This is a genomic window from Chryseobacterium bernardetii (genome assembly GCF_003815975.1).
GTDB lineage: Bacteria > Bacteroidota > Bacteroidia > Flavobacteriales > Weeksellaceae > Chryseobacterium > Chryseobacterium bernardetii.
Genome location: NZ_CP033932.1, coordinates 2,162,349 through 2,183,148, shown reverse-complemented (window position 1 = coordinate 2,183,148; position 20,800 = coordinate 2,162,349). Strand labels below are relative to the sequence as shown.

The following is a 20,800-nucleotide window of genomic DNA, read 5'->3' as shown; positions in this document are numbered from 1 at the left end:
TCATCATAGAGGCAACTTTTATTTTTCAGATATATTTAAAGCCAATTACTAAAAATCCCAACCATCACTGGCTGGGATTTTCGTTGGAAAATATAGGATTCTCCGCAATATAATTAAGTATGAATGTGGTGTAAAATTTTAATTGCACAGAGTCAGGAACTGACGGCTCATCTGCACCTTGAATTTTGCTTCGGCTCTGGATTGAGCATAAATAGTATGTTCAAAAGCGTGGATTGTTTTTAATTTCTGATCGATGTACTCTGCAACCTGTACAATAGAAAAGAGAAAATCCCTGTACAGTGCCATATCTACTGTCTGCCCATAATAAGGAAGATAAGCTTTAAGGAAAGGAATAGTCTTTTGGTGCCTGTTATAGCTCACACAATACCCTGCTCCTTCCCGGGAAGTCACGATGTCATAATCATTAATGTAATCCAGAATATTTTTACTGCCACTCAGCGCTTCTTTATTCTTTGAGCAGTAACGGTTAATCTTATCCAGAATATGTTGTGCATATTCCATCATGGAAATGGTTTTCCATTCAAAAACATGATTCATTCCTTTTTTAGGTGATGCTCCGTTCTCGCATCCTGTACAAAAGGAAATGCCTATCTTTTCATGATAAGGAAAGAAACATTCTTTAATTTCAATGGTGGCATCTGCCTGCAGGCTGTCATCAGCAAAATTATAATAGAGATAAGGGCTATACATGTCTGCTAACGCTTTTAAATAATCTGCCTCACTGGTATTATGATATTCTTCAAACCATTTTTCAAGATGGTCATAGTAATGGTTTTCAAAGTCGCTAAAGTTTAAGTAAAATGGCAATTCCATAGCTCTGTAATTTTGATATGACAAAGCTATTAGTGTAAAGCGACAAAACTTGACGTATTATATTTTTTTAAGCAGACACATTGTCTATACTGATTTTACCACACAACTAAATAGTGAATTCCGTTGGGTATAGAATTCACAAGTGAAGCGAGCTGGCTATTTATCATTACTTGTTTATTCCACTCCACAAAGCCGCATTCTTATCTGTCATAATTTTTCATCATAAACTCAAAATAGTGGATCATCTTAAGGTAGTTTTCTATACTGAGATATTCATTGGTACTGTGAATACTCTGCTGCTCTGCACTGTTGATTCTGATAGGCATGAATCTGTAAACGTTTTTGCTTACAATTTCATATTTACCGGCATCGGTTCCGGCCATGGTAAGATAAGGTGAAACAATAGCTCCCGGATAAATTTCTTTTACTCCGGCCTCAATTAATTTAAATGCTTTGGTATTGGATGGAGATATCGCAGAAGCTTCTCTTGTGTTATCTATTTCTTCTACCTCAACATCGAAACCTTTTGTGGCTTTTGCAATATGATCGCGGACGTCTTTTACAGTATTGCCTGGAAGAAGCCTGAAATTGACTACAAATTCAACTTCGGGAGAAAGTACATTGGTACCATCACTTCCTTTCATCATCGTTAAGGCGGTTGTAGTTCTCACCAATGCATTGGTTGTATTGTTTTTGGTGAGCTGTGAGATCAGTACGGGTTTTAACAGCCATTGGTTCGCCAGTGCCATTCTCGTGGTAAAAGGCATTGCTCCGCCAATATTATCAAAAAATTCTTTAATTAATGGGGTTATCACCGGCTTCATCTGATCGTCTTCCAGTTTTTGCATAATAACAGCTGCTTTACCTATGGCACTTTCCATAGGTGGCATTGAGGAATGGCCGCCAAGTCCTTTTACTTTTATTTTTGCAGAAAGGAAGCCTTTTTCGGCGCATCCTACTACAGCCACATCGGCATCTACTCCGGCAACATTTCCTTTTCGCATAATTAATCCGCCTTCGTCGTAGACAGCATCAAATTTCAGCCCTTTTTTCTTAAAGTAATCTGCGATCTGAATGGCTCCTCTTTGCCCGCCTACTTCTTCATCAAAACCAAAAGCCAGATAAATATCACGTTGGGGAACCTGTTTATTTTTAATCAGATTATTCATTGCTTCCATCAAGGAAAAAAGCATTCCTTTCATGTCTATTGATCCTCTGCCATAAATTCTACCATTGGCCACTGCACCTGAAAAAGGTGCGAAATCCCAGTCTTCAGCCACCTTTGCAACAGGTTCAGCCGGTTTATCATCCGGTCTGAAGATATTTTCAGCTGTATTTTTTACATCAGCATCTCCTGGTGGAACCACATCCATATGGGAAAGGAATAAAACGGGTTCCAGCTTTGAGTTGCTTCCTTTCAGCCTGAATACTAAGCCATATATATTAACTTCAACATTTTCGGTATTTTGATATACTAACGGATACGTTGTTTTCAGATATTCTTTAAACTGTTCAAACGGTGTATAGTTGAATTCGCCCAAACTTCCCGTAGAAACGGTAGGGATCTTTATTCCCCCTGAAAACCTTGCCACCGCGGAATCATTTTTTCCAGGCTTCCAACCTTCTCCGGCGCCCGTAGTGCTTTTTTTAAAAGGATAGGTATAAGTTTTAATCAATACGATAGCAGCGAGAATAACAATAATTCCCAGAAGGGTTAAAAGAACTTTTTTCATAACAGGATGATTTTGTGAATGGGTTTGGTTCTATAAAGATAGCAAAGTATTTGGTCTTTAACAATTTTAACCCGGGCTTTACAACAATTTCAAAAAGGAAAATGGAGAATGTAAGTATGCCCCTGAATTTACCATTAAGAATAATATTCTCACCTTACACGATTCGCAGATAGTATAAGAATGAAGATCAATTTTTAGTAAAAGGATGAGCTATTAATTCAGGATCTCATTCGCTTGAGTCAGAATGATTGGTTTTCCCTCGGTAATTAAAATGGTATGTTCGTGTTGTGCCATATAGCCGCCTTTGTTTCCAACCATCGTCCAGCCGTCTTTTAGTTCTACAGCAAGGTTTGACGAAGTGGAAATGAATGTTTCAATAGCTACTACTGAGTTTTTCTTAAAGCGTCTGGTATCAAAACGGTTTTTATAATTCAATAATTCATCGGGCTGTTCATGTAGGCTTCTCCCTACTCCATGTCCGGCGAGGTTTTTAATGACTTTAAAACCTCTTTTCTTCGCTTCGGTTTCCATTAGAAATCCAATATCTGATATTTTGACACCTCCTTTTATATTATCAATAGCTTTCTGAAGAATATCTTTAGATGCATCTACCAGCTTCTGATGTTGATGGATATCTTTTCCAATCACAAAAGACCCTCCATTATCAGCCCAGTATCCATTGAGCTCAGCAGAAACATCAATATTAATCAGATCACCTTCCTTCAAAATTCTCTGATCGGTAGGAATGCCATGGCAAAATTCATTATCTACACTTATGCAGGTCCATCCGGGAAATCCATAGGTAAGATAAGGGGCTGACTTTGCGCCGAAGTCAGCGAGTATTTTAGCTCCGTATTCATCGAGTTCCTTTGTGGTCATCCCTGGCTGAGCGTATTGCGACATCTCTCTCAAGGTATAAGCAACTGCTTCACTCACTTTTTGCATTCCGATTAACTGATCATTGTTGGTAATTGACATGATTTTATTTTTTGATTGGATATGAATTTCAATACCATAGAGTGTCTATAGCTACTGAAAAAGACAAAGTTAAAGAATAAATTTCCTTTTATTAAGAAAATGATTATTGAAAACTAATCGTTTTCCTTCTAAAGCGCATCGGATTATCGAACTCATAGTCATATGGAGACCACCAACTATAGTACCCTCAAAATTTGAGCAAAGCCAACTCAAATTGAGTTGGCTTTGTTATTTATCTCTGGGTTTTGCCTGTACCATCTGTAGCATAACCTTCTAATATATTTATGCTTAAAAAAGAAGCATCTTTATTTACATCGGAAAATTTTTCTGCATTTTCCTTATAAATAATAGGTTTGTACCTTTCTTTATTTGATGTATAATCTTCAAAAAAATATTTTTTATCTATCGAATTATAAGCTTTATAATCATAGTTTGATTCTTTGCGTAATAAAATAAAATTCGGTAATTTATTACTATAATATAAAGTAAGATAACTACGGTTAGATGTTTCTATATAGCCATCTTTTGGTTTAGTTACTCCATAATATTTACCGGGTATCAAATAACAAGTACCTCCGTATCTTTTCCACATTGTAATGGATTCTCCGTTGGTGGCTTTGAAAAAAGAACGACTTTGGTCGTACCAAAGAAATAACATTCCTATAATTGTGGCAAATATAATAAAGGCTTTTAATATTCTTTTCATATAATGTTATTTAGGACCACGTAATGGATTTGATGATTGGGATTTATAAGTATTAACACGTCTATCATTATATTTTTTATATCCGACATTGTGTCCCACTCTCTGAGCTTGCTGAGTTGTCTGTCCTTCAGTAGACAATTTTCCATCCTGTACACTTTGAAGAGCATCAAATCCGCTTCTTGCTGTTCCCCAGTTTAAGCCGTTATTTCCCGCAATATAACCTGCTCCAAAATTTCCAATATCTCTGGCTGAAGCGATAACGGTGACATTATCTGTTTTATCTCCCGTATCTACTGAAAATAATACACTCGATAAGTATATTGTGTTACGGTCATTCCCTCAGGTCTCTTGTCTGTTCCTCCCGCTTCTCCATCAGGACCATTCGTTTTGAAATCGTATTGTTCATTACCCTTTCCATTTGCCATATATTTAATAATATTAGGCTCATTAGGACCCATCAAATCATTAAGAAAATCATTACCGCTCAAATCACCAGCACTTATCACAGCCCCTTCAACAGCTTTATTATCATCTCCCATAAAAGAACGTGGAGTCAGAGAATTGGCGATATGCTGAGATGTATTAATATCATAATCCCCTTTGTCATCTGCTAAATAAATTCCATTATTTCCGTCATCTTTAGCATTTACAACAGTGTATGTCCCATCTTTATTATCCTTTACTCCAGCACTTGTCACGCCACGTCCATCCGGGTCTATAAATCTTATTGGGTTATTAACAGCATAGTTGTATGGTGACCATCTTCGGTATTGTTCCGCCAGCGGATCTATAACACCCCATCTTCCAATGTCAAGCGTGTACATCCTCGCCTCATAATCATTCATTCCGGTCTCCTGTAGTTCCTTCCCATTGTACTTGTAACTATAATACCCTCCAAAATTTGAACTTCCAAACATTCCTGAGATATGATTCAAACCAAAAGGATAGTAGTTATTGGTATCTGTAGCTTCTAGACCGCCTGCACTGTCTCTTGCAAAACTCACCCTGGTATTTCCTAAATGATCTTTATACTGGTAAATATAACGGTTTTCGGTGAAACTGTAAAAGCCTTCTGAGGTATTTACAAAATCAAGCTTCCAGGTTGGAGTTTCTTCAAGATCAGGAGACTGTCCTTTTTGGACAGCCTCTCTTTACTTATCTGCTGCGAAGTTACAAACTTCGTAGAGCGGGACAAAATTACAAGACCTAAATCGACAATTCAACTAAAAGAGGAAAACATTTTCTAAATCTTATCTAATAAATCTAAAGTTCCTGAAAAATTAAAAAAATTCATTCAAACAATTTAACTGTAATAGCCACGACTTGATCTATCATTTTGTACATTTCCTTAACTACCAAAAATGGAAAAAGCCATCAAATTCGGTGGCTTTTCTTTTAGTTTTGAACAGTTTCTAAATTATATATATCTCCACCCTCTTTTGTACACTGTCAAATATTTGTTTAGGATACTATCTTTCAAATTGATTTTGGTAATTTGATTACAATTTTCATTGTTGTATTTAAAAATCAATTCCTTGTTATTAATGCTGTTAGGTATTGCAGAAGCAGAATCTAAATTATAAAACCTAACAAAGTGAAGGCTTTGTGCTTATAATTCTATGTGGTATGATAAGACATTTAAATATCTAGATAACCATTTATGTATTTTGAATAATTCCGATTAACTCAGTATATGAATTTTCTTTTTCACCTTTAATAATCTTACCTGTATCATACTCTTCTATAATCACATTATATTTACCGGTTTTATCATAATTAAAAGTTGAAACATATATCAAATTACTTCCTACTTGGATACCTATTGCAGTCGTATCTGCATCCCAAAAGTCAACAATTTTAAACTTAGGTAATGATTCATTTTCTATTTTACTAAGAAGTTTATTTATTTCTTGATCTTTATTGTCCATTATTTTAAAAATCTATTATCTGTTAATAATTTCCTTACTGTAGTATCACCACTTTTTAAAGCTTCTTTAACTGTACTTTCTAAATATTCTTCTGGAAAAACTTCTTTTATTCCACCTTGTCTATGAGCAGAAATAAACTCTTATACAGTTAAATCAGCATTTTCTAATATGCTTTTTGAAGTTGGACTAGTTGCATTTAATTTAAGACTTTTTGCCAATTTTAAAAATTTTCCATCTCCTGCTCCCATTCTGACAACTTTTCCAAATTTACCTTTCTTTGTGTTTATAAGCAAAATTGCAGTTGCAGCAATCATTTCTCTACCATTCTCACTATCGCCAATTGATTGGATTGAATTAGATAAAAGGCTTGGTACATCCATAATTAGTTTTCCTACACCTTTTATATCACCCCACATGCTTTTACCATAACCATATTTACTTCTAAGCCAAGCATTTTCTTCCGGTGTATTTGGTCTGATTGATGCTAGAAGAGATAATGTTTCTTGGATGTCTATTTTAGAAATTACATCAGCTGTTTTTTGTGTAAACCTTTTAATGCCCGTCACAACAACTCATTCAATTTCAATAGGTTTATTAGCTCCACCTCTTTCATTTGGATTAATTTCAGTCTTCTTATCATTACCAGGTCCTGTTTCAACCCTTTCTCCAATCATACCCGTAGGATCTATAAAACTAATAGAGTTATTAAAAGCATAAGAGTACGGACTATATTGAAACTGTAATTCACTTAATGGATCCTGTGTTCCAAATTTTCCTAATCTGGCATATACATTCTTGCTCCATAATCATACATTCCTGTCTCTTGCAGCTCCTTTCCATTTTACTTATAATTCTTATAACCTACTATAACTAAAGACCATCTCAAAGCGAGTCTCTAATAATTGTTGTATAATTTTATTTTTGGTAATCTTTTGAAAATTTTACACCTTTCTTCTCTAAAATATTTTTTATATACTCAGCTTTTTCTTGAGGCGATACTTGTATAACTTCATTTTTATAATTGAAAGTAAGCAACCACATACTAGTATTATAAGAGAAAGAATAAGAAGCTAAATTAAAGTTTTCATAATGAACCTCCTGTATATTTTTAAATACATTTTTTAACATGATTGTTTCATCTAGTGCTTCATCAATTATTATCCTATAATTATAAAGTTTATAGACTTTTGTATACTTAAAACCAGACATTAATTCTGGATTCAAAAAATATACGTTTAACCAATATTTATTTTCCTTTTGTATTTTATTTGCACCAACTATTAATATATTGTCATTTGCATCCACATAGTGCTCTTTGTTTTTGAAGTCAATATAACTTTCAATAACTTGCATTACTACTTTAGGATCAATCTTTTTATCTTGTGCTTTACAAGAAAATAGAATTAGTATAGTTCCTAAAATAAATATCAATTTTGTTTTCATAATTAATTTTTCTGTTACTACCTGTATATGTTGCTGTTGAACCATTAAAGTTAACATATCCTTTTCCTGGTGTTGGCCATTTCCAAGTACTATAGACATTGGTAGTTTTAAATATTGGATTTCTGCTTGACACATCAGCATCTACATAACCTCCCGTAATGATTTTATAAAAAATAGGATTATTATTTTTATCAAATCTAACATTAAATCCTCCAGGGGCTATACTTTCTCCTAGCGGATGAGAATGATCAAAATCAACACTTTTGGTTTGGTTAATGAAGTGATTACCATTTCCTCCTGCTAGATTTACATAGGGAATAGCAAAATATGCACTAACACTTACATTAGTAACATGGCTAGTAGTTATAACATTTGAGGAAAACCCATCTCCAAAATTAAATGTATCCCTAGTAAATTCAACATTAGTATTTTCTGCTGCAAAGTCAAAAAATTGTTTAGCTGCACCATCATTTTGTATTTGTAGATACGTATAAATGTTACTTCCTTTTGAGCCTTCGTGTCCTGGCGTTTTAAAATTAATATCTTTAGCTTCTCCTATTTGTGAGTCTCCTGTTGGATTGCTTTCTGTCACATTTGTACGAGCAATTTTTATAGACTTAGATTCATCTTCGTTTGTAATAGTATCATAGGCATTATTGTCTTTTGTTCTTTCTATATTACCATTATTAAAAATTTTAATCTTATCTTCTGCTTGCATTCCATCCGGATCAATAAATCTAATAGGATTATTGTAGGCATATGCAAAAGGACTCCAACGTCTGGATTGCTCCGAAAGAGGATCTATAACACCCCATCTTCCAATGTCAGGCATGTAAAATCTTGCTCCATAATCATACATCCCAGTCTCTTTTTGCAGTTCCTTGCCATTATATTTGTAGTTATACAAAGGATTTCCAACCGAAGTATTATATCCTTCATGTTTTAACCCAAAAGGATAATAGTTGCTTTCTTCAATGACCTGTGTTCCTGTAGTTCCTTTCTCGTAACTCATTCTTACATTACCTAAATGATCTACATAGTTGTAAATATACTTATTTTTCACAAAATCATAATAGCCCTCCGATGTGGGTACAAATTGTAAATCTGGTAAAGGTGGTGGACAATCCAGACATCCTATTCCCGTTGTATTCAAAACATACTGAAACCCATCTAAATAATCTGTAACAGTCTGTGCAAGGCTTGTATTTCCTTGAGAATCTCTTTTATAATAAGAATATAATTTTTTAAGTTTAGTACCATCTGTTCTATATAAATAAGAACTTATACTGCCAAATGGACTTTTATTATTATTCTTAGTAACATAAGCAGGAAGATTTAAAAAATTATACGCTATTGAAGTTATATTTTTATCTAAATGATTAGTCATATTACCATTGGCATCATAAGATATAGGATTACCACCGGTAGGATATCCCGAAAAATTCCCTGATGCATCTGATACAGAAGCCAGTCTATTACCATTGTATGCATAATACAATTGATCTATCTGTATAGGACTGTTACCATCTGATTGCCCATATCGGTCTAACCGGGTAATATTGCCATTAAGATCATATTGCACCCATTCATTATAAGCGCTTGTAATTTCTACTGTTGAACCTGGTTTACTGTAAACAGCATGAAACATTCTGTTTAAGTTATCATAATTATAATTGTATCTTCTATAAATACCATCCGTAGAGGTTTTCCAGTCGATCTCTGCAATGTTACCATTGAACCTGCCTATTGTTGAAGCCGAAGATTCCGGATTGTTATACTTCATTTTATATCCAAATAAATCTCCATTAAGGTTCGAAGGGTCATTAATCATGGTCATCCAGCCTCTGATATTGTATCTGTAGTCTATACTCTGTAAAGGATTAGCAATATCTGAGCCACCTACTTTTTTAGTTTCCAGCTGGGAAAGTTCATTGTACTTATTCTGGGTAAGGATTTCTGTTGGATTACTGTCTACCTGATGCTTATGAGTAAGCAGCCTGTTCTGATGGTCATATTCAAAGTTTTCTGTAATGACTCTTTCTGTATCTGTTTCCAGCCTTTTATGCCTGGTGATAACGCTTTGAGCCACGCCCGCAAAATCCAGCCTGGATTCTGTTTTAGTGTATCCACCATACAGGCTCTCCCTGAATGGTTGAAGGAAAGGCAGGGTTAAAACTGTATTGTGGATAGGTATCGTAATAATTAACCGATAAAATATTTATTATGTCAAAAGGATATGCAGTGTTACCATAATATATTTCCATTCCACTGAGCGTAAAACTTGTACTCTTTCTTTCTTCCGTTGCAGGCTGTCCATGATCAATATAATAGTCTACACTGCTCTGAACTTGATATCTTTTAAACCAAGCTCCAATGGATGCCACTCCTGTATAAGCTACACGCGAAAATTTATCATATTTTGTAAAAAGCCAGTTCCCAGTAGGGTTCATATTAGCATCCTGAGTCATTACCAGCTTGTCTGCTTTATCATATACCATATATTCCCAACCTTTTCCAGGAAGCTTCTTTTCTACAAGTCTGCCTTTTCCATCATAACGGTACTGATAATACAAATTTTCTACAGTGCCAGTCTCTACAGTGGGGGCTGATGCTAAAGGAGGAATAACAAATGCTAATTGATCATATTCATTATAAACATAGTATGTATCAGTATTCTGTGTGGAATTCAATACTTTCTTAACCAATAAAACCTGTCCTTTACCATTTTTGAATTCTATGGTTTTATTGCCGTCTTCATCGGTGACGGTGTTTTTATAGAGCTGTGACGGCTGGAAATACTGAAGGAGCTGAACCGAGGTTTGTGTCCTTCCTTCAACCCACGTAGTAGTAGTTTCATATTTCCTTACGTAGTCTTCCCAAACATTAGCATCATATTGAAATTTCACGGGTTTGTTAGCCCAGTCATTTCCCACCTGAATCTGCTGCTGGATCTTGTCTAAGGGAGAGTTTTCCAATATTTTTTCTGAATAGATCTTTTCAGAGCCATATACTGATGAGGCATTTCCAAGAGGGGAATTATATATAGCCCCGTTCTTGCTTTGGCCTTCCCAATCCGTCAAAATACTGAACGGTTTCTGAGATTTTTGTTGGGGTTGTTCCATTGTAATCCAGATAAGTCTTGGATTGAATATAATTTTCTCCCGGAGTAGCCTGGGCATGGACGGAATGGCCCATCAGCAGCATCCCTATGGGAATGAGTTTTTTTTTCATCGGTTTCAGTTTTTGTAATGGTAGTTGAATTCTTTTAATAATTTTCCGGTATTATTATGCTCTCTGATTTCTTTTAATCTGCCTGCATCATCATAAAGATAAACTTCTCTGATACCGGATGGCGGGGTAATACTTCTCACTCCGATTAATGGATCATAGGTGTAGGTAGTGATCTGATAATTTGATAAGTTGTCTTTAAAAGTTTTAAATGCATTTAACAGAGTAGTTTCATCATTATTCCTTTCTGCGGCTGCATCTGTATTAGAGGCATTCACAATACTGTCTATGAATGACTGCCCAATGTTCTCCAGTTTTGCATTTTCAATCTTGGCAATAGGCTGGGTACCATTATATCCCCAAATGATAACCGTTGAAACTCCATCTTTAGTGGTATACTGCTGAAGGTTACCTTTACTATCATATTTATCATATTTCACTTCATTTGCTACTGCTGCAGGATTTTGAAGATCATATGATAAAACAGAGGTAGGAAGTACTAAGTATCCCGTTTGAGAAACTGGAAGGGTTATTGGATAAATTGTTTTGCTTTTTGACAATGTATTCACAACTCCATTAACACTCTGCTTTGTTTCTGTTTCTAAAGGAATAGCAATCATATTTTTATCTATCAGCAATTGGTTTCCGGTCTGATGAGCATACTGATACTCTGTTTTTATACTTTCACCGGATGGCAAAATATTTTCAGTACTTTTTACATTGAAGGGCCTATTGATATCAGTATCCCAATAGGTATTGAATGTTTTAGTTACAATAGATTTATCCCCAAAAAACTCTTTCGTTGTAGTTCCGATATGCTCTACTTTTGCAGATTCAATCATGTACATTTTAGGATCCACAACAAAAATTTCCACCGGAATATCCATAACAATGGCAGTCCCTTTTGTAATATCAAAATCTGTAGAAAAAGCAGCTATTTTCGGATTGTTTGTGGTAAACTCGGATAAACCGTTTTTCAGGGTATTAAGCTGATAGCTATTTTTTACTATTTTTAAAGTATCGTTAGCATTATTGAGATAAATTTCCCTTTTCAGTCTGCCACCTTTCCATTTGTTATACACATAGTCTGAACTGCCGGAAATTTCATATTCTCTCACAATCTTTCCTTTTCCTGTAATTTCAACTACAGAAGGATAATTAATGACATCCGAGCTGCCATAACTGGTGTTTCCCTGGCTGGAATTGTGAAGACGGTAATATCTTTCAAAAGCGTACCCAATCTGTGTTCCACCACCTGCTTCAGCAGTTTCTATTATTTGTCTTTTAATAAAAGATGAAAAATTATATTTCTGTTTCAACTGGAAATCAGGAACAAAGACTCCATTAATATATTTTCCATAGGCATATTCATAAACGTTTGAAACATTATTAGCGTCAATATCTTCAATTTTTTTGATACGAGGAGCACCATATTTTTTCATTTTATCAGTATAAATAGGATATGAATATCTGATCTTTGCTGAAATACTACAGTTACACATCCCTATTTTATACAGATTCAACATAATATCCTGCCCAACTGGAATTTCCCAATCAACAGTACTGGGTTTATACTGGGAAAAAGTTTTACTTCCAGTTTGTGCAAATCCCCAACAAGCAGTTTCTGCTGGCCCCTCAGGACCTGTATTACTAGCATTTTTACATGCGTTCCAAAAATCTATTTGAAGCTTTTTGGGTGTAGCATTAATTCCAAGATCTATTATTTGCTGTAAATGTGCTGATGTAACAGAGAATGTCTGAGTATTATCATACCCATCTTCTGTAGATCTTGTTCTAACTGTTCCTATGGGCAAATATCCATCGGCATCCCCTAGAGATTCTCTTACTGTATTGTATGGGAGTTCATAGTAAAAATTTTTCTTGGCTCCCGTAGGATATTTTATGGATTTTAGCGTCCCTAAAATAGCATAATCTTCATTAGGCTCCCTATTCCTTGTAGAAATAGCGTTCATTTCTGTTAAAGGAATTTCGTAATCGTAAACTTTATTTGGTATATTTGTTATTTCTCCGTTATTAATACTGTTGATATACCCCCAGTAGTCATCATTACTGCTGCTCCGTTTGGGAAGTTTATACTGTTCGTTGTAGTCAAATGAATACTCTGTATTTTGTAAATTATCGTGAACACTCAGAAGTTTAAGTCTGTAATCTTCATAGGTTTTATTTGTATTATCTGTTTCAAAATAACTATAATTAAGACTAATATCTTTTACGCTAACACCTGCTTTATTGGTTATGATCACTCTGCGAAGCGCAATCCCCTGTCCACCACTTAGATCTTTTCTGAATGATGTTCCGTCAGCAAATGCTGCATCAGCGTCATTGGAATATAAAAAATTAACTTCCCCATTATCAAAACTGATTTTACTGATAAGAGATTCTGAAAAGGAAGTGGATGTTTCTGTTTTTTCATATTTAGGAAGAGGAATCGGATCATGAAAATTCCCGCTTGGTTTAGTTGATATTTTAAAATTAGCAACCTGGCTGATATTTCTTTCTTCATAACTATTATTTTTGTTATAATAAAAATGAACAGATTTATTGTTAATTTTAAGTTCATCAAGATTATATAATGTTTTGTGAGCTACTGTAGGGCCTCCTATGCTTCCAGGTGATACTAAATTTCTTGGAGATATCCAATATTCAGTACCCTGCGTATCTTTTACATAAAATTTATCATTATTTCTTGTGATAACCACATCATCATTGGGAATCAAAAAAGTCTGATTATTCTCTTTCATTAAAAAAGAACCTGATGCAGTGGGCAGATTGTAATCAAAAATATCTTTTTGGGTATCATAATTACCGTTGTATATACTTTCCAGATCAGCCCGTAGCTGGTTATTCATATACGATTCTGTAATAGTCCCGCTATAGGCTCCATATTCAGCTATATTCTTTTTAAAGAAAGGGACATCCAGATCATCTAAACCTACAACATTATGAGAAATAGTTCCGGGAATACTGAGTGACCAGCCTAATCCTACAGTAGTAGCTACTTCATTTAGTTTTATTCCGCCTGTATTATAAGCAAGAGAAATAGGGATGCTAATTCCATCAACGCTTATCGTATAAATTTGGATATTGATATTCGCTTTCCCTCGGAAATAATCCATAGGTACTGCCTCCACTTTTGAGAGGCTATATGACTCTGCGCTGGCTGGTAAAGGAACAACCTGTTTAGTTTGTTCATTACCAATAGTAAGCTGTGCTTTACAAAGTCCACCCACTAGTAATAATAGTATTATTTTTTTCATGATTAATGTTTTTTTATTTCTTAATCAGCTTTGCATTCGCTGTTTTATTGTTATCTGTTTTTATGGTCACTAAATAAGCTCCCTGTATTAAAGCTTGGGTATTGATCTTAGTAACTCTGTTCTTTGTTTTAAAGTTCTGAAGCTGTCTTCCGCTCATATCATACAGCATAATATCAGCTTCTTTGAAATCATAGCCTATTTCTACGTATGCATAGTCTGATACCGGATTAGGATAGATCTTAATGTCATATTTTTCAATCAGATCATTCACCTGTTTGTCACCAAGCTTTACGATCTTCCAGTTTTCTTTTCCCAGCTCCTTCGCACTGGTTCCTGCTAAAACAATAGAACCGTCCCTGTTTAATTTCAAGTCTGAAAGCCTTTCTTCTTTCTGTCTGGATTCTCCTGCAACGTGTTTTCTCCACTGCTCATTGCCATTTGCATCCAGGTATAGCATCCAGAAGGTCTCATCATCTTTTTCTATTCTTCCTTCTGCCTGGGTATAGCCGCCTAATAAAATTCCTTTTGAGGATGTATCATCCGAAGAATGAATCACGCTCATTCCCATCAGAATATCACGGTTTTTGAAATTGTAGGATTTCTGCCACTGTTCATCGCCTCTTTCGTTAAGGGCAATCAGCCAAAGGTCTGTTCCTTCCTGGATACCTACCGTTTTGTTTCCTGATCTTTCAGACCTGGATTCCCCACCAATGATATAACCGTTTGCTGTTAAAGCCATTGTTCTTACATGGTCGTCTCCTTTACCGCCAAAGTTCTTTTCCCATTCTACCTTATTGTCTTTAGATACTTTTATAATCCAGTAATCTCCTTCACCAAAGTTTTCAGTTTTCTTTGAACCACTTACAGAGCTTCTGGAATAGATACCTAATAAAGCTCCGCCATCACGGGTAGGAATCATTTTCTCTACTTCATCTAAGCCTTTTCCGCCTAAAGTCAGCTGTGATAATTCTTTTCCGTCCTTGTCAAGTCTTACAATCCAAACATCTTTTGAACCATAACCATTGGAAGAGTTCTGTACATTTCCGGCGATAAAAAAGCCTAAATCTGTACTTTGAATTACTGCTCTGGCTTCTTCATCAGAAGAGGTTCCCAACGTTTTCTGCCATAATTCATCCCCGAATTCATTGATTCTGATGAGCCAGATGTCTGAACCGCCTTTGGATTCCTCTTTTTTATCTAAAGCTTTCCCGGAATAGCTGGTTCCTGAAATTAGAAATCCACCCTCCTGGGTTCTTACCGTAGAAGATAAATAATCGTGATTGTTCCCGGAGAAATACTTTTCCCAGACTTCTTCTCCCTGCTGATTAAGCTTAACCAGATGGAAATCGTAACCGTTGTTCTGTTTGCTTCCCTGCTGAAGTTTATCGCTCTGTATGGAGCTTCCCGTAATAAGATACTGCTGATCGATTGTAGTGGTAACCTGGCTTAGAAAATCCTGGGTAGAGGATCTGATATCTTTCTGCCACAGAACTTCCTGGGCAGAGAGCCCAAGGATGGTGCATACAGTACATGCACTAAGATAAATCTTTTTCATTCCCGTGTTTTTTTGAGTGAGTAATTAGCTTTTAAAATTCTGCCCAAATTTAGTTTTTTTTTATTTATACAAGTCATATTAATGTGATTTAATATAAAATATTTTAAAACATCAGGAAATTTCATCGCGTTTAAGTGATTTCTTAATGATGATGTAAATCTACAGAAGCATTGCGACAGAACTTGGCGTGTTATTATCATGAATCATATAAAAAAAATTGCTGCCTTATTTCCTGTTTAGCTGACCAACTCCATTATCTTATTTACTCTACTCTGACTTGTTCTATTTTAAGAAAAGCTTCGCAAGAGAGGCATATTCCTCCAAGTAATTGGTTGTAATTGCTGGAAGAAATGGATTGGAAGGAGATGACGGAAAGTCAGAATATAAAAAGTCTATCAATAGGAGTTTCTTCATTTACTGAATACAAAAAGGGCCAGCCCCGAAGAGCCAACCCTCAAAACATTAACTGTTTATTGATTGAATTATGATGTTTTTTTATTTCCAGCCGCCGCCCAGACTTTTATAAATGTCTACTACAGCGTTCAGCTGTTTTTGTTTCGCTTCTATAAGCTCCATTTTAGCATCCAAAGCATCCCTTTGATTCAATAGGACTTCAAGATAATCTGCTCTAGAATTTCTGAATAACTGGTTGGCAATATCAATAGACTGGTCCAGAGCTTTTGTTTCCTGAGATTTTAATTGATAATACTGATCTATATTCTTAATCTTCGACATCAGATTGGCTACGTCCAGATAAGCATTCAAAATAGTTTTATCATATTCATACAATGCCTGAATCTGTTTGGCATCTGCTGCCTGGAAGTTCGCTTTTATAGCACTCTTATTAATCAGTGGCCCTGCCATCTCACCTACAAGATTGTAAGCAATAGATTCCGGCATTTTTACCAGATAAGATGGCTTAAATGCCTCTAATCCCAAAGTAGCAGAAATCTCCAGGGATGGATAGAATTCTTTTCTTGCCGCTTCCACATCCAGTTTTGATGCCTTCAATTCCAACTCTGCCTGTTTAATATCAGGACGATTGGCCAGCAATTGTGAAGGAATCCCTGTATACACCGTTGGCGGAATAGTTGACATAAAGTTTTCCTTTGCTCTGACAATCGGCTGTGGATATCTTCCCAATAAAGCATTGATCTCATTCTCCTTTTCCGTAATCTGCTGTCGGATCGTATATTCTGAAGCTTTTGATTTAGCCAGCTCGGCTTCAAACTTCTTCACCGCTAATTCCGTTGCTGCGGCAGCTTCTTTCTGAATTTTGGAAATTTCCAAAGCCCTTTGCTGCAGCTTGATATATTGTTGAATAATATCTAACTGATTATCAAGCGCCAATAATTCGTAATAATTATTAGCTACTTCCTCAATAAGGAGAGACAGAACAAAGTTTTTCCCTTCTACTGTGGAAAGATAATGTGCCACTGCAGATTCCTTTTCTGTTCTTAATTTCTTCCAGATATCTATTTCCCAGTTAGCCATTAAACCTCCTTCAAAGTTACCAAGAGGATCCGGTATCTTTCTTCCCGGCTCCATTTCAGTACTTGCATCCCCGGCTCCTTCACTCGTATATCGGCCTGCTTTTTTCAATCCAGCCCCTATTCCCGCAGAAACGGTGGGCGTTAGTCTTCCTTTTTTAGCCAAAACCCCACTTTTAGCAATTTCAATTTCCTGAAGCGTAATCATAAGCTCCTGGTTATTCTTTAAAGCCGTTTCAATAAGGCTTACCAGATTGGGGTCGGTAAAAAACTGCCTCCATGGAGTTGTTCCACTATTATTATTAGCATCCTGAGGTTCTTCCTGGTTGAAGTTCTGAGGGATATTCTCTTTCACTTCGTCTTTTATGACGGTTGCCATTGGAGCCTTACAGCTTGCTAAAACAAGAGATAAGGCAATGGCTGCTATTATATTTTTAGTCTTCGAATTTTCCATCGTGTTCATAAGGTTCAGTTTGTTCTGTTAAAGGATTTTCTTCTTCATATCTCGCCAATCTCGACTTTTCAGCAATGGTTCCGAAAATGTAATACAATCCAGGGATAATCATCAGTCCGAAAACAGTTCCTATCAACATTCCTCCGGCCGCAGCTGTTCCGATAGTACGGTTTCCAATTGCTCCGGGGCCGGTTGCTACAACTAATGGAATCAAACCGGCAATAAAGGCAAATGAAGTCATCAGGATCGGACGGAAACGAATGGCAGCTCCTTCAATAGCCGCTTTTGCCACCGGAATACCTTCTTCAGCTTTCTTCTGTACTGCAAATTCAACAATCAATACCGCATTCTTACCTAAAAGCCCGATCAGCATTACCATGGCTACCTGAGCGTAAATATTATTTTCCAATCCTAACAGTTTTAAGCATAAAAATGCTCCGAAAATCCCTGTAGGAAGCGATAAGATCACCGGTAACGGAAGAATAAAGCTTTCATACTGTGCAGAAAGGATCAGGTATACAAATCCAAGGCACACCAGGAAGATAAATACCGCTTCATTTCCACGGCTTACTTCATCTTTGGAAATCCCTGCCCAGTCTATACCGAAACCTCTTGGAAGTGTTTTATCTGCAACCTCCTGAATCGCCTGAATGGCCTGCCCGCTACTGTATCCTGGTGCCGGAGTACCACTTACCTCTGCCGAATTGTACATATTGTGTCTTGTAATCTCAGACAGTCCATATACTTTTTCAAGGTGCATAAAGTCTGAATAAGGTACCATCTGATCTTTATCATTCTTCACATATAATTTTAAAAGATCTGTTGGCAATGCCCGATATTGAGGCCCTGCCTGAACAATCACCTTATAAGGTCTGTCAAAACGGATAAAACTGGTTTCATAATTGGAACCGATCAACGTAGACAGATTATCCATTGCTTTTGCAATTGTAACCCCTTTCTGCTCTGCAAGATCATTATCCACACGAAGCATATACTGCGGGAAACTCGCGGAATAGAAGGTAAAGGCAGATCCGAGTTCCGGACGTTTTTTAAGTTCTTTCACAAAATCATTACTCACCTGCTCCATTTTATGGTAATCACCACTACCCGCTTTATCCAGCAGACGAAGTTCAAAACCTCCTGCTGCTCCATATCCTGGAATGGATGGCGGTTGGAAGAATTCAATATTGGCTCCCGGAATATTTTTGGCTTTTTCTTCAAGCTTTTCAATAATTTCAGCTGCAGATTCCTTACGTTCGTCCCAACTTTTAAGATTGATAAGACAGGTTCCTGAGTTAGATCCAGTTCCTTCTGTTAAGATCTCATAACCTGCCAGTGAAGAAACAGATTTTACACCGTCAACATCTTCAGATTCTTTTAACAGCTCTCTGGCAATCTGATTGGTTCTTTCCAAAGTAGATCCCGGTGGAGTCTGAATAATCGCATAAATCATCCCCTGGTCTTCAGCCGGAATAAATCCTGACGGAAGAGAGTTACTTAAGAAGAATGTACATGCACAGAATGCCAACAGCAAAGGCAATGTGATTCCTTTTTTGGTAACCGTTTTCTTCAGGATTCCTTCATATTTCCCTGCACCTTTTGTAAACAGGTTATTGAATTTATCAAGGAAAATGGTAATTGGTGTTTTTTTCTTAGCTTTTCCGTGATTATTTTTCAGGATCAAAGCACACAATGCTGGTGTTAAAGTCAAGGCTACAACTCCCGAAAGGATAATAGACGATGCCATAGTAATTGAGAACTGACGATAAAATACCCCAACAGGACCGGACATAAACGCAATTGGAATGAATACGGATGCCATTACCAGAGTAATCGCAATAATTGCCCCACTGATCTCATGCATAGCTTCTTCGGTAGCCTTCAAAGGTGAAAGATTCTTCTCTTCCATTTTAGCGTGAACGGCTTCAATAACCACGATGGCATCATCTACCACGACCCCGATGGCCATTACTAAGGCAAAGAGCGAGATCATGTTCAGGGTAATACCAAATGCTGACATTATGGCAAATGTTCCTACCAATGAAACCGGAACCGCCAATGTCGGAATTAAAGTTGAACGCCAGTCTCCAAGGAAAAGGAATACCACAATAGCAACCAGTATAAAGGCTTCAAATAAGGTATGGATTACTTTTTCCATAGATGCATCCAGGAATCTGGAAACGTCATAGCTGATATCGTAATGCATTCCTTTAGGGAAGGTATTCTTTTCAAGATCAGCCATTAAGGTTTTTACATTTTTAATAACATCACTGGCATTGGAACCATAAGACTGCTTTACAGTAATAGCTGCGGAAGGTTTACCGTTCAATGTGGAATAAATATCATACATTGAACTTCCGAATTCAATATCAGCAACATCTTTCAATCTGATTGATTCACCATCCGGTTTGGCTCTTAAGATAATGTTTCCATAATCTTTTTCGTTATTAAAACGGCCAGGATATTTCAATACATATTCAAATGACTGGGAGCGCTTTCCTGAACTTTCCCCGGTTTTTCCCGGAGATGCTTCCAAACTCTGATCATTTAAAGCTTCCATCACTTCATCTGCTGAAATATTGTAAGCGGTTAACCTGTCAGGCTTAAGCCAGATACGCATTGCATATTCACGGGTTCCCAGGATATCGGCAAAACCTACTCCACTTACCCTTCTCAATTCAGACATTACATTAATATCTGCATAGTTGAACAGGAATTTCTGATCGGCCTTCGGGTCATCACTGTACAGGTTAATGTACATCAGCATATTCGGTTCTTCACGGGTGATCTTCACCCCTTCACGAACTACCAGCGGAGGTAATTTATTAACCACGGAAGATACACGGTTCTGAACGTTTACGGCTGCAACGTTAGGATCTGTTCCCAGGTCGAATACAACCTGAATGGAAGCTTCCCCATCATTTCCGGCATCCGAGGTCATATATTTCATACCCGGAACCCCGTTTAATCCTCTTTCCAATGGAATAACAACAGATTTAATCAATAATTCGTTGTTAGCTCCGGGATAGTCTGCGGTAATATTTACTTTAGGTGGAGAAATTGAGGGAAACTGGGTCACCGGAAGCTTTACCAATGACAGAATCCCCATAAACACAATAATCAATGAGATTACAATAGACAGAACGGGTCTGCGGATGAATTTCTTAAACATA

15 protein-coding genes are annotated in these 20,800 nt (G+C 36.5%); all 15 read right to left on the bottom strand.

The window, feature by feature from the left end:
* Positions 1 to 138 precede the first annotated feature (138 nt).
* Positions 139 to 834, bottom strand: a complete 696-nt coding sequence (locus EG339_RS10030) for a hypothetical protein (RefSeq protein WP_123870065.1) — start codon at positions 832 to 834, stop codon at positions 139 to 141.
* Between the two features lie 200 nt (positions 835 to 1,034).
* Entirely contained in the window at positions 1,035 to 2,567 is a 1,533-nt protein-coding gene (locus EG339_RS10025; RefSeq protein ID WP_123870064.1) for a M20/M25/M40 family metallo-hydrolase, read from the bottom strand.
* 213 nt (positions 2,568 to 2,780) lie between these two features.
* Positions 2,781 to 3,545: a type I methionyl aminopeptidase gene (gene map, locus EG339_RS10020; protein WP_123870063.1), complete on the bottom strand. Its 765-nt coding sequence runs from the start codon at positions 3,543 to 3,545 to the stop codon at positions 2,781 to 2,783.
* A 232-nt stretch (positions 3,546 to 3,777) separates the two neighbouring features.
* On the bottom strand, positions 3,778 to 4,251 hold the full coding sequence (locus EG339_RS10015) for a hypothetical protein (RefSeq protein WP_123870062.1): 474 nt from the start codon (positions 4,249 to 4,251) through the stop codon (positions 3,778 to 3,780).
* Between the two features lie 290 nt (positions 4,252 to 4,541).
* Positions 4,542 to 5,255: an RHS repeat-associated core domain-containing protein gene (locus EG339_RS24705; protein ID WP_317126904.1), complete on the bottom strand. Its 714-nt coding sequence runs from the start codon at positions 5,253 to 5,255 to the stop codon at positions 4,542 to 4,544.
* Between the two features lie 654 nt (positions 5,256 to 5,909).
* Complete coding sequence (locus tag EG339_RS10005; RefSeq protein ID WP_123870060.1) at positions 5,910 to 6,179, bottom strand: hypothetical protein; 270 nt, start codon at positions 6,177 to 6,179, stop codon at positions 5,910 to 5,912.
* 140 nt (positions 6,180 to 6,319) lie between these two features.
* A complete protein-coding gene (locus EG339_RS10000; RefSeq protein ID WP_123870059.1) occupies positions 6,320 to 6,745 on the bottom strand; it encodes a hypothetical protein in 426 nt (141 codons plus the stop codon).
* Between the two features lie 349 nt (positions 6,746 to 7,094).
* On the bottom strand, positions 7,095 to 7,622 hold the full coding sequence (locus EG339_RS09995; RefSeq protein ID WP_123870058.1) for a hypothetical protein: 528 nt from the start codon (positions 7,620 to 7,622) through the stop codon (positions 7,095 to 7,097).
* Entirely contained in the window at positions 7,567 to 9,711 is a 2,145-nt protein-coding gene (locus EG339_RS09990; RefSeq protein ID WP_123870057.1) for an RHS repeat-associated core domain-containing protein, read from the bottom strand. Before EG339_RS09990 ends, EG339_RS09995 begins: the two co-directional genes overlap by 56 nt.
* 28 nt (positions 9,712 to 9,739) lie before the next feature.
* A complete protein-coding gene (locus tag EG339_RS09985; protein ID WP_123870056.1) occupies positions 9,740 to 10,702 on the bottom strand; it encodes a DUF6443 domain-containing protein in 963 nt (320 codons plus the stop codon).
* Positions 10,659 to 10,853, bottom strand: a complete 195-nt coding sequence (locus EG339_RS09980) for a hypothetical protein (protein ID WP_123870055.1) — start codon at positions 10,851 to 10,853, stop codon at positions 10,659 to 10,661. The genes EG339_RS09985 and EG339_RS09980 overlap by 44 nt, the downstream gene beginning before the upstream one ends.
* 5 nt (positions 10,854 to 10,858) lie before the next feature.
* A complete protein-coding gene (locus EG339_RS09975; RefSeq protein WP_123870054.1) occupies positions 10,859 to 14,128 on the bottom strand; it encodes a hypothetical protein in 3,270 nt (1,089 codons plus the stop codon).
* A gap of 13 nt (positions 14,129 to 14,141) precedes the next feature.
* Complete coding sequence (locus tag EG339_RS09970) at positions 14,142 to 15,683, bottom strand: T9SS type A sorting domain-containing protein (protein ID WP_123870053.1); 1,542 nt, start codon at positions 15,681 to 15,683, stop codon at positions 14,142 to 14,144.
* Between the two features lie 495 nt (positions 15,684 to 16,178).
* Entirely contained in the window at positions 16,179 to 17,636 is a 1,458-nt protein-coding gene (locus EG339_RS09965) for a TolC family protein (RefSeq protein ID WP_123870052.1), read from the bottom strand.
* Positions 17,608 to 20,799 carry an efflux RND transporter permease subunit gene (locus EG339_RS09960; protein WP_123870051.1) on the bottom strand — a complete coding sequence of 1,064 codons (3,192 nt, stop codon included), beginning with the start codon at positions 20,797 to 20,799 and terminating at the stop codon, positions 17,608 to 17,610. Before EG339_RS09960 ends, EG339_RS09965 begins: the two co-directional genes overlap by 29 nt.
* Between the last annotated feature and the right edge of the window lies 1 nt (position 20,800).

Coding starts and splice junctions, on each gene's coding strand:
- EG339_RS09995 (WP_123870058.1), bottom strand. CDS start 7,622: ATGAAAACAAAATTGATATTTATTTTAGGAACTATACTAATTCTATTT.
- EG339_RS09965 (WP_123870052.1), bottom strand. CDS start 17,636: ATGAACACGATGGAAAATTCGAAGACTAAAAATATAATAGCAGCCATT.
- map (WP_123870063.1), bottom strand. CDS start 3,545: ATGTCAATTACCAACAATGATCAGTTAATCGGAATGCAAAAAGTGAGT.
- EG339_RS09975 (WP_123870054.1), bottom strand. CDS start 14,128: ATGAAAAAAATAATACTATTATTACTAGTGGGTGGACTTTGTAAAGCA.
- EG339_RS10015 (WP_123870062.1), bottom strand. CDS start 4,251: ATGAAAAGAATATTAAAAGCCTTTATTATATTTGCCACAATTATAGGA.
- EG339_RS10025 (WP_123870064.1), bottom strand. CDS start 2,567: ATGAAAAAAGTTCTTTTAACCCTTCTGGGAATTATTGTTATTCTCGCT.
- EG339_RS09980 (WP_123870055.1), bottom strand. CDS start 10,853: ATGAAAAAAAAACTCATTCCCATAGGGATGCTGCTGATGGGCCATTCC.
- EG339_RS10005 (WP_123870060.1), bottom strand. CDS start 6,179: ATGGACAATAAAGATCAAGAAATAAATAAACTTCTTAGTAAAATAGAA.
- EG339_RS09970 (WP_123870053.1), bottom strand. CDS start 15,683: ATGAAAAAGATTTATCTTAGTGCATGTACTGTATGCACCATCCTTGGG.
- EG339_RS10030 (WP_123870065.1), bottom strand. CDS start 834: ATGGAATTGCCATTTTACTTAAACTTTAGCGACTTTGAAAACCATTAC.
- EG339_RS09960 (WP_123870051.1), bottom strand. CDS start 20,799: ATGTTTAAGAAATTCATCCGCAGACCCGTTCTGTCTATTGTAATCTCA.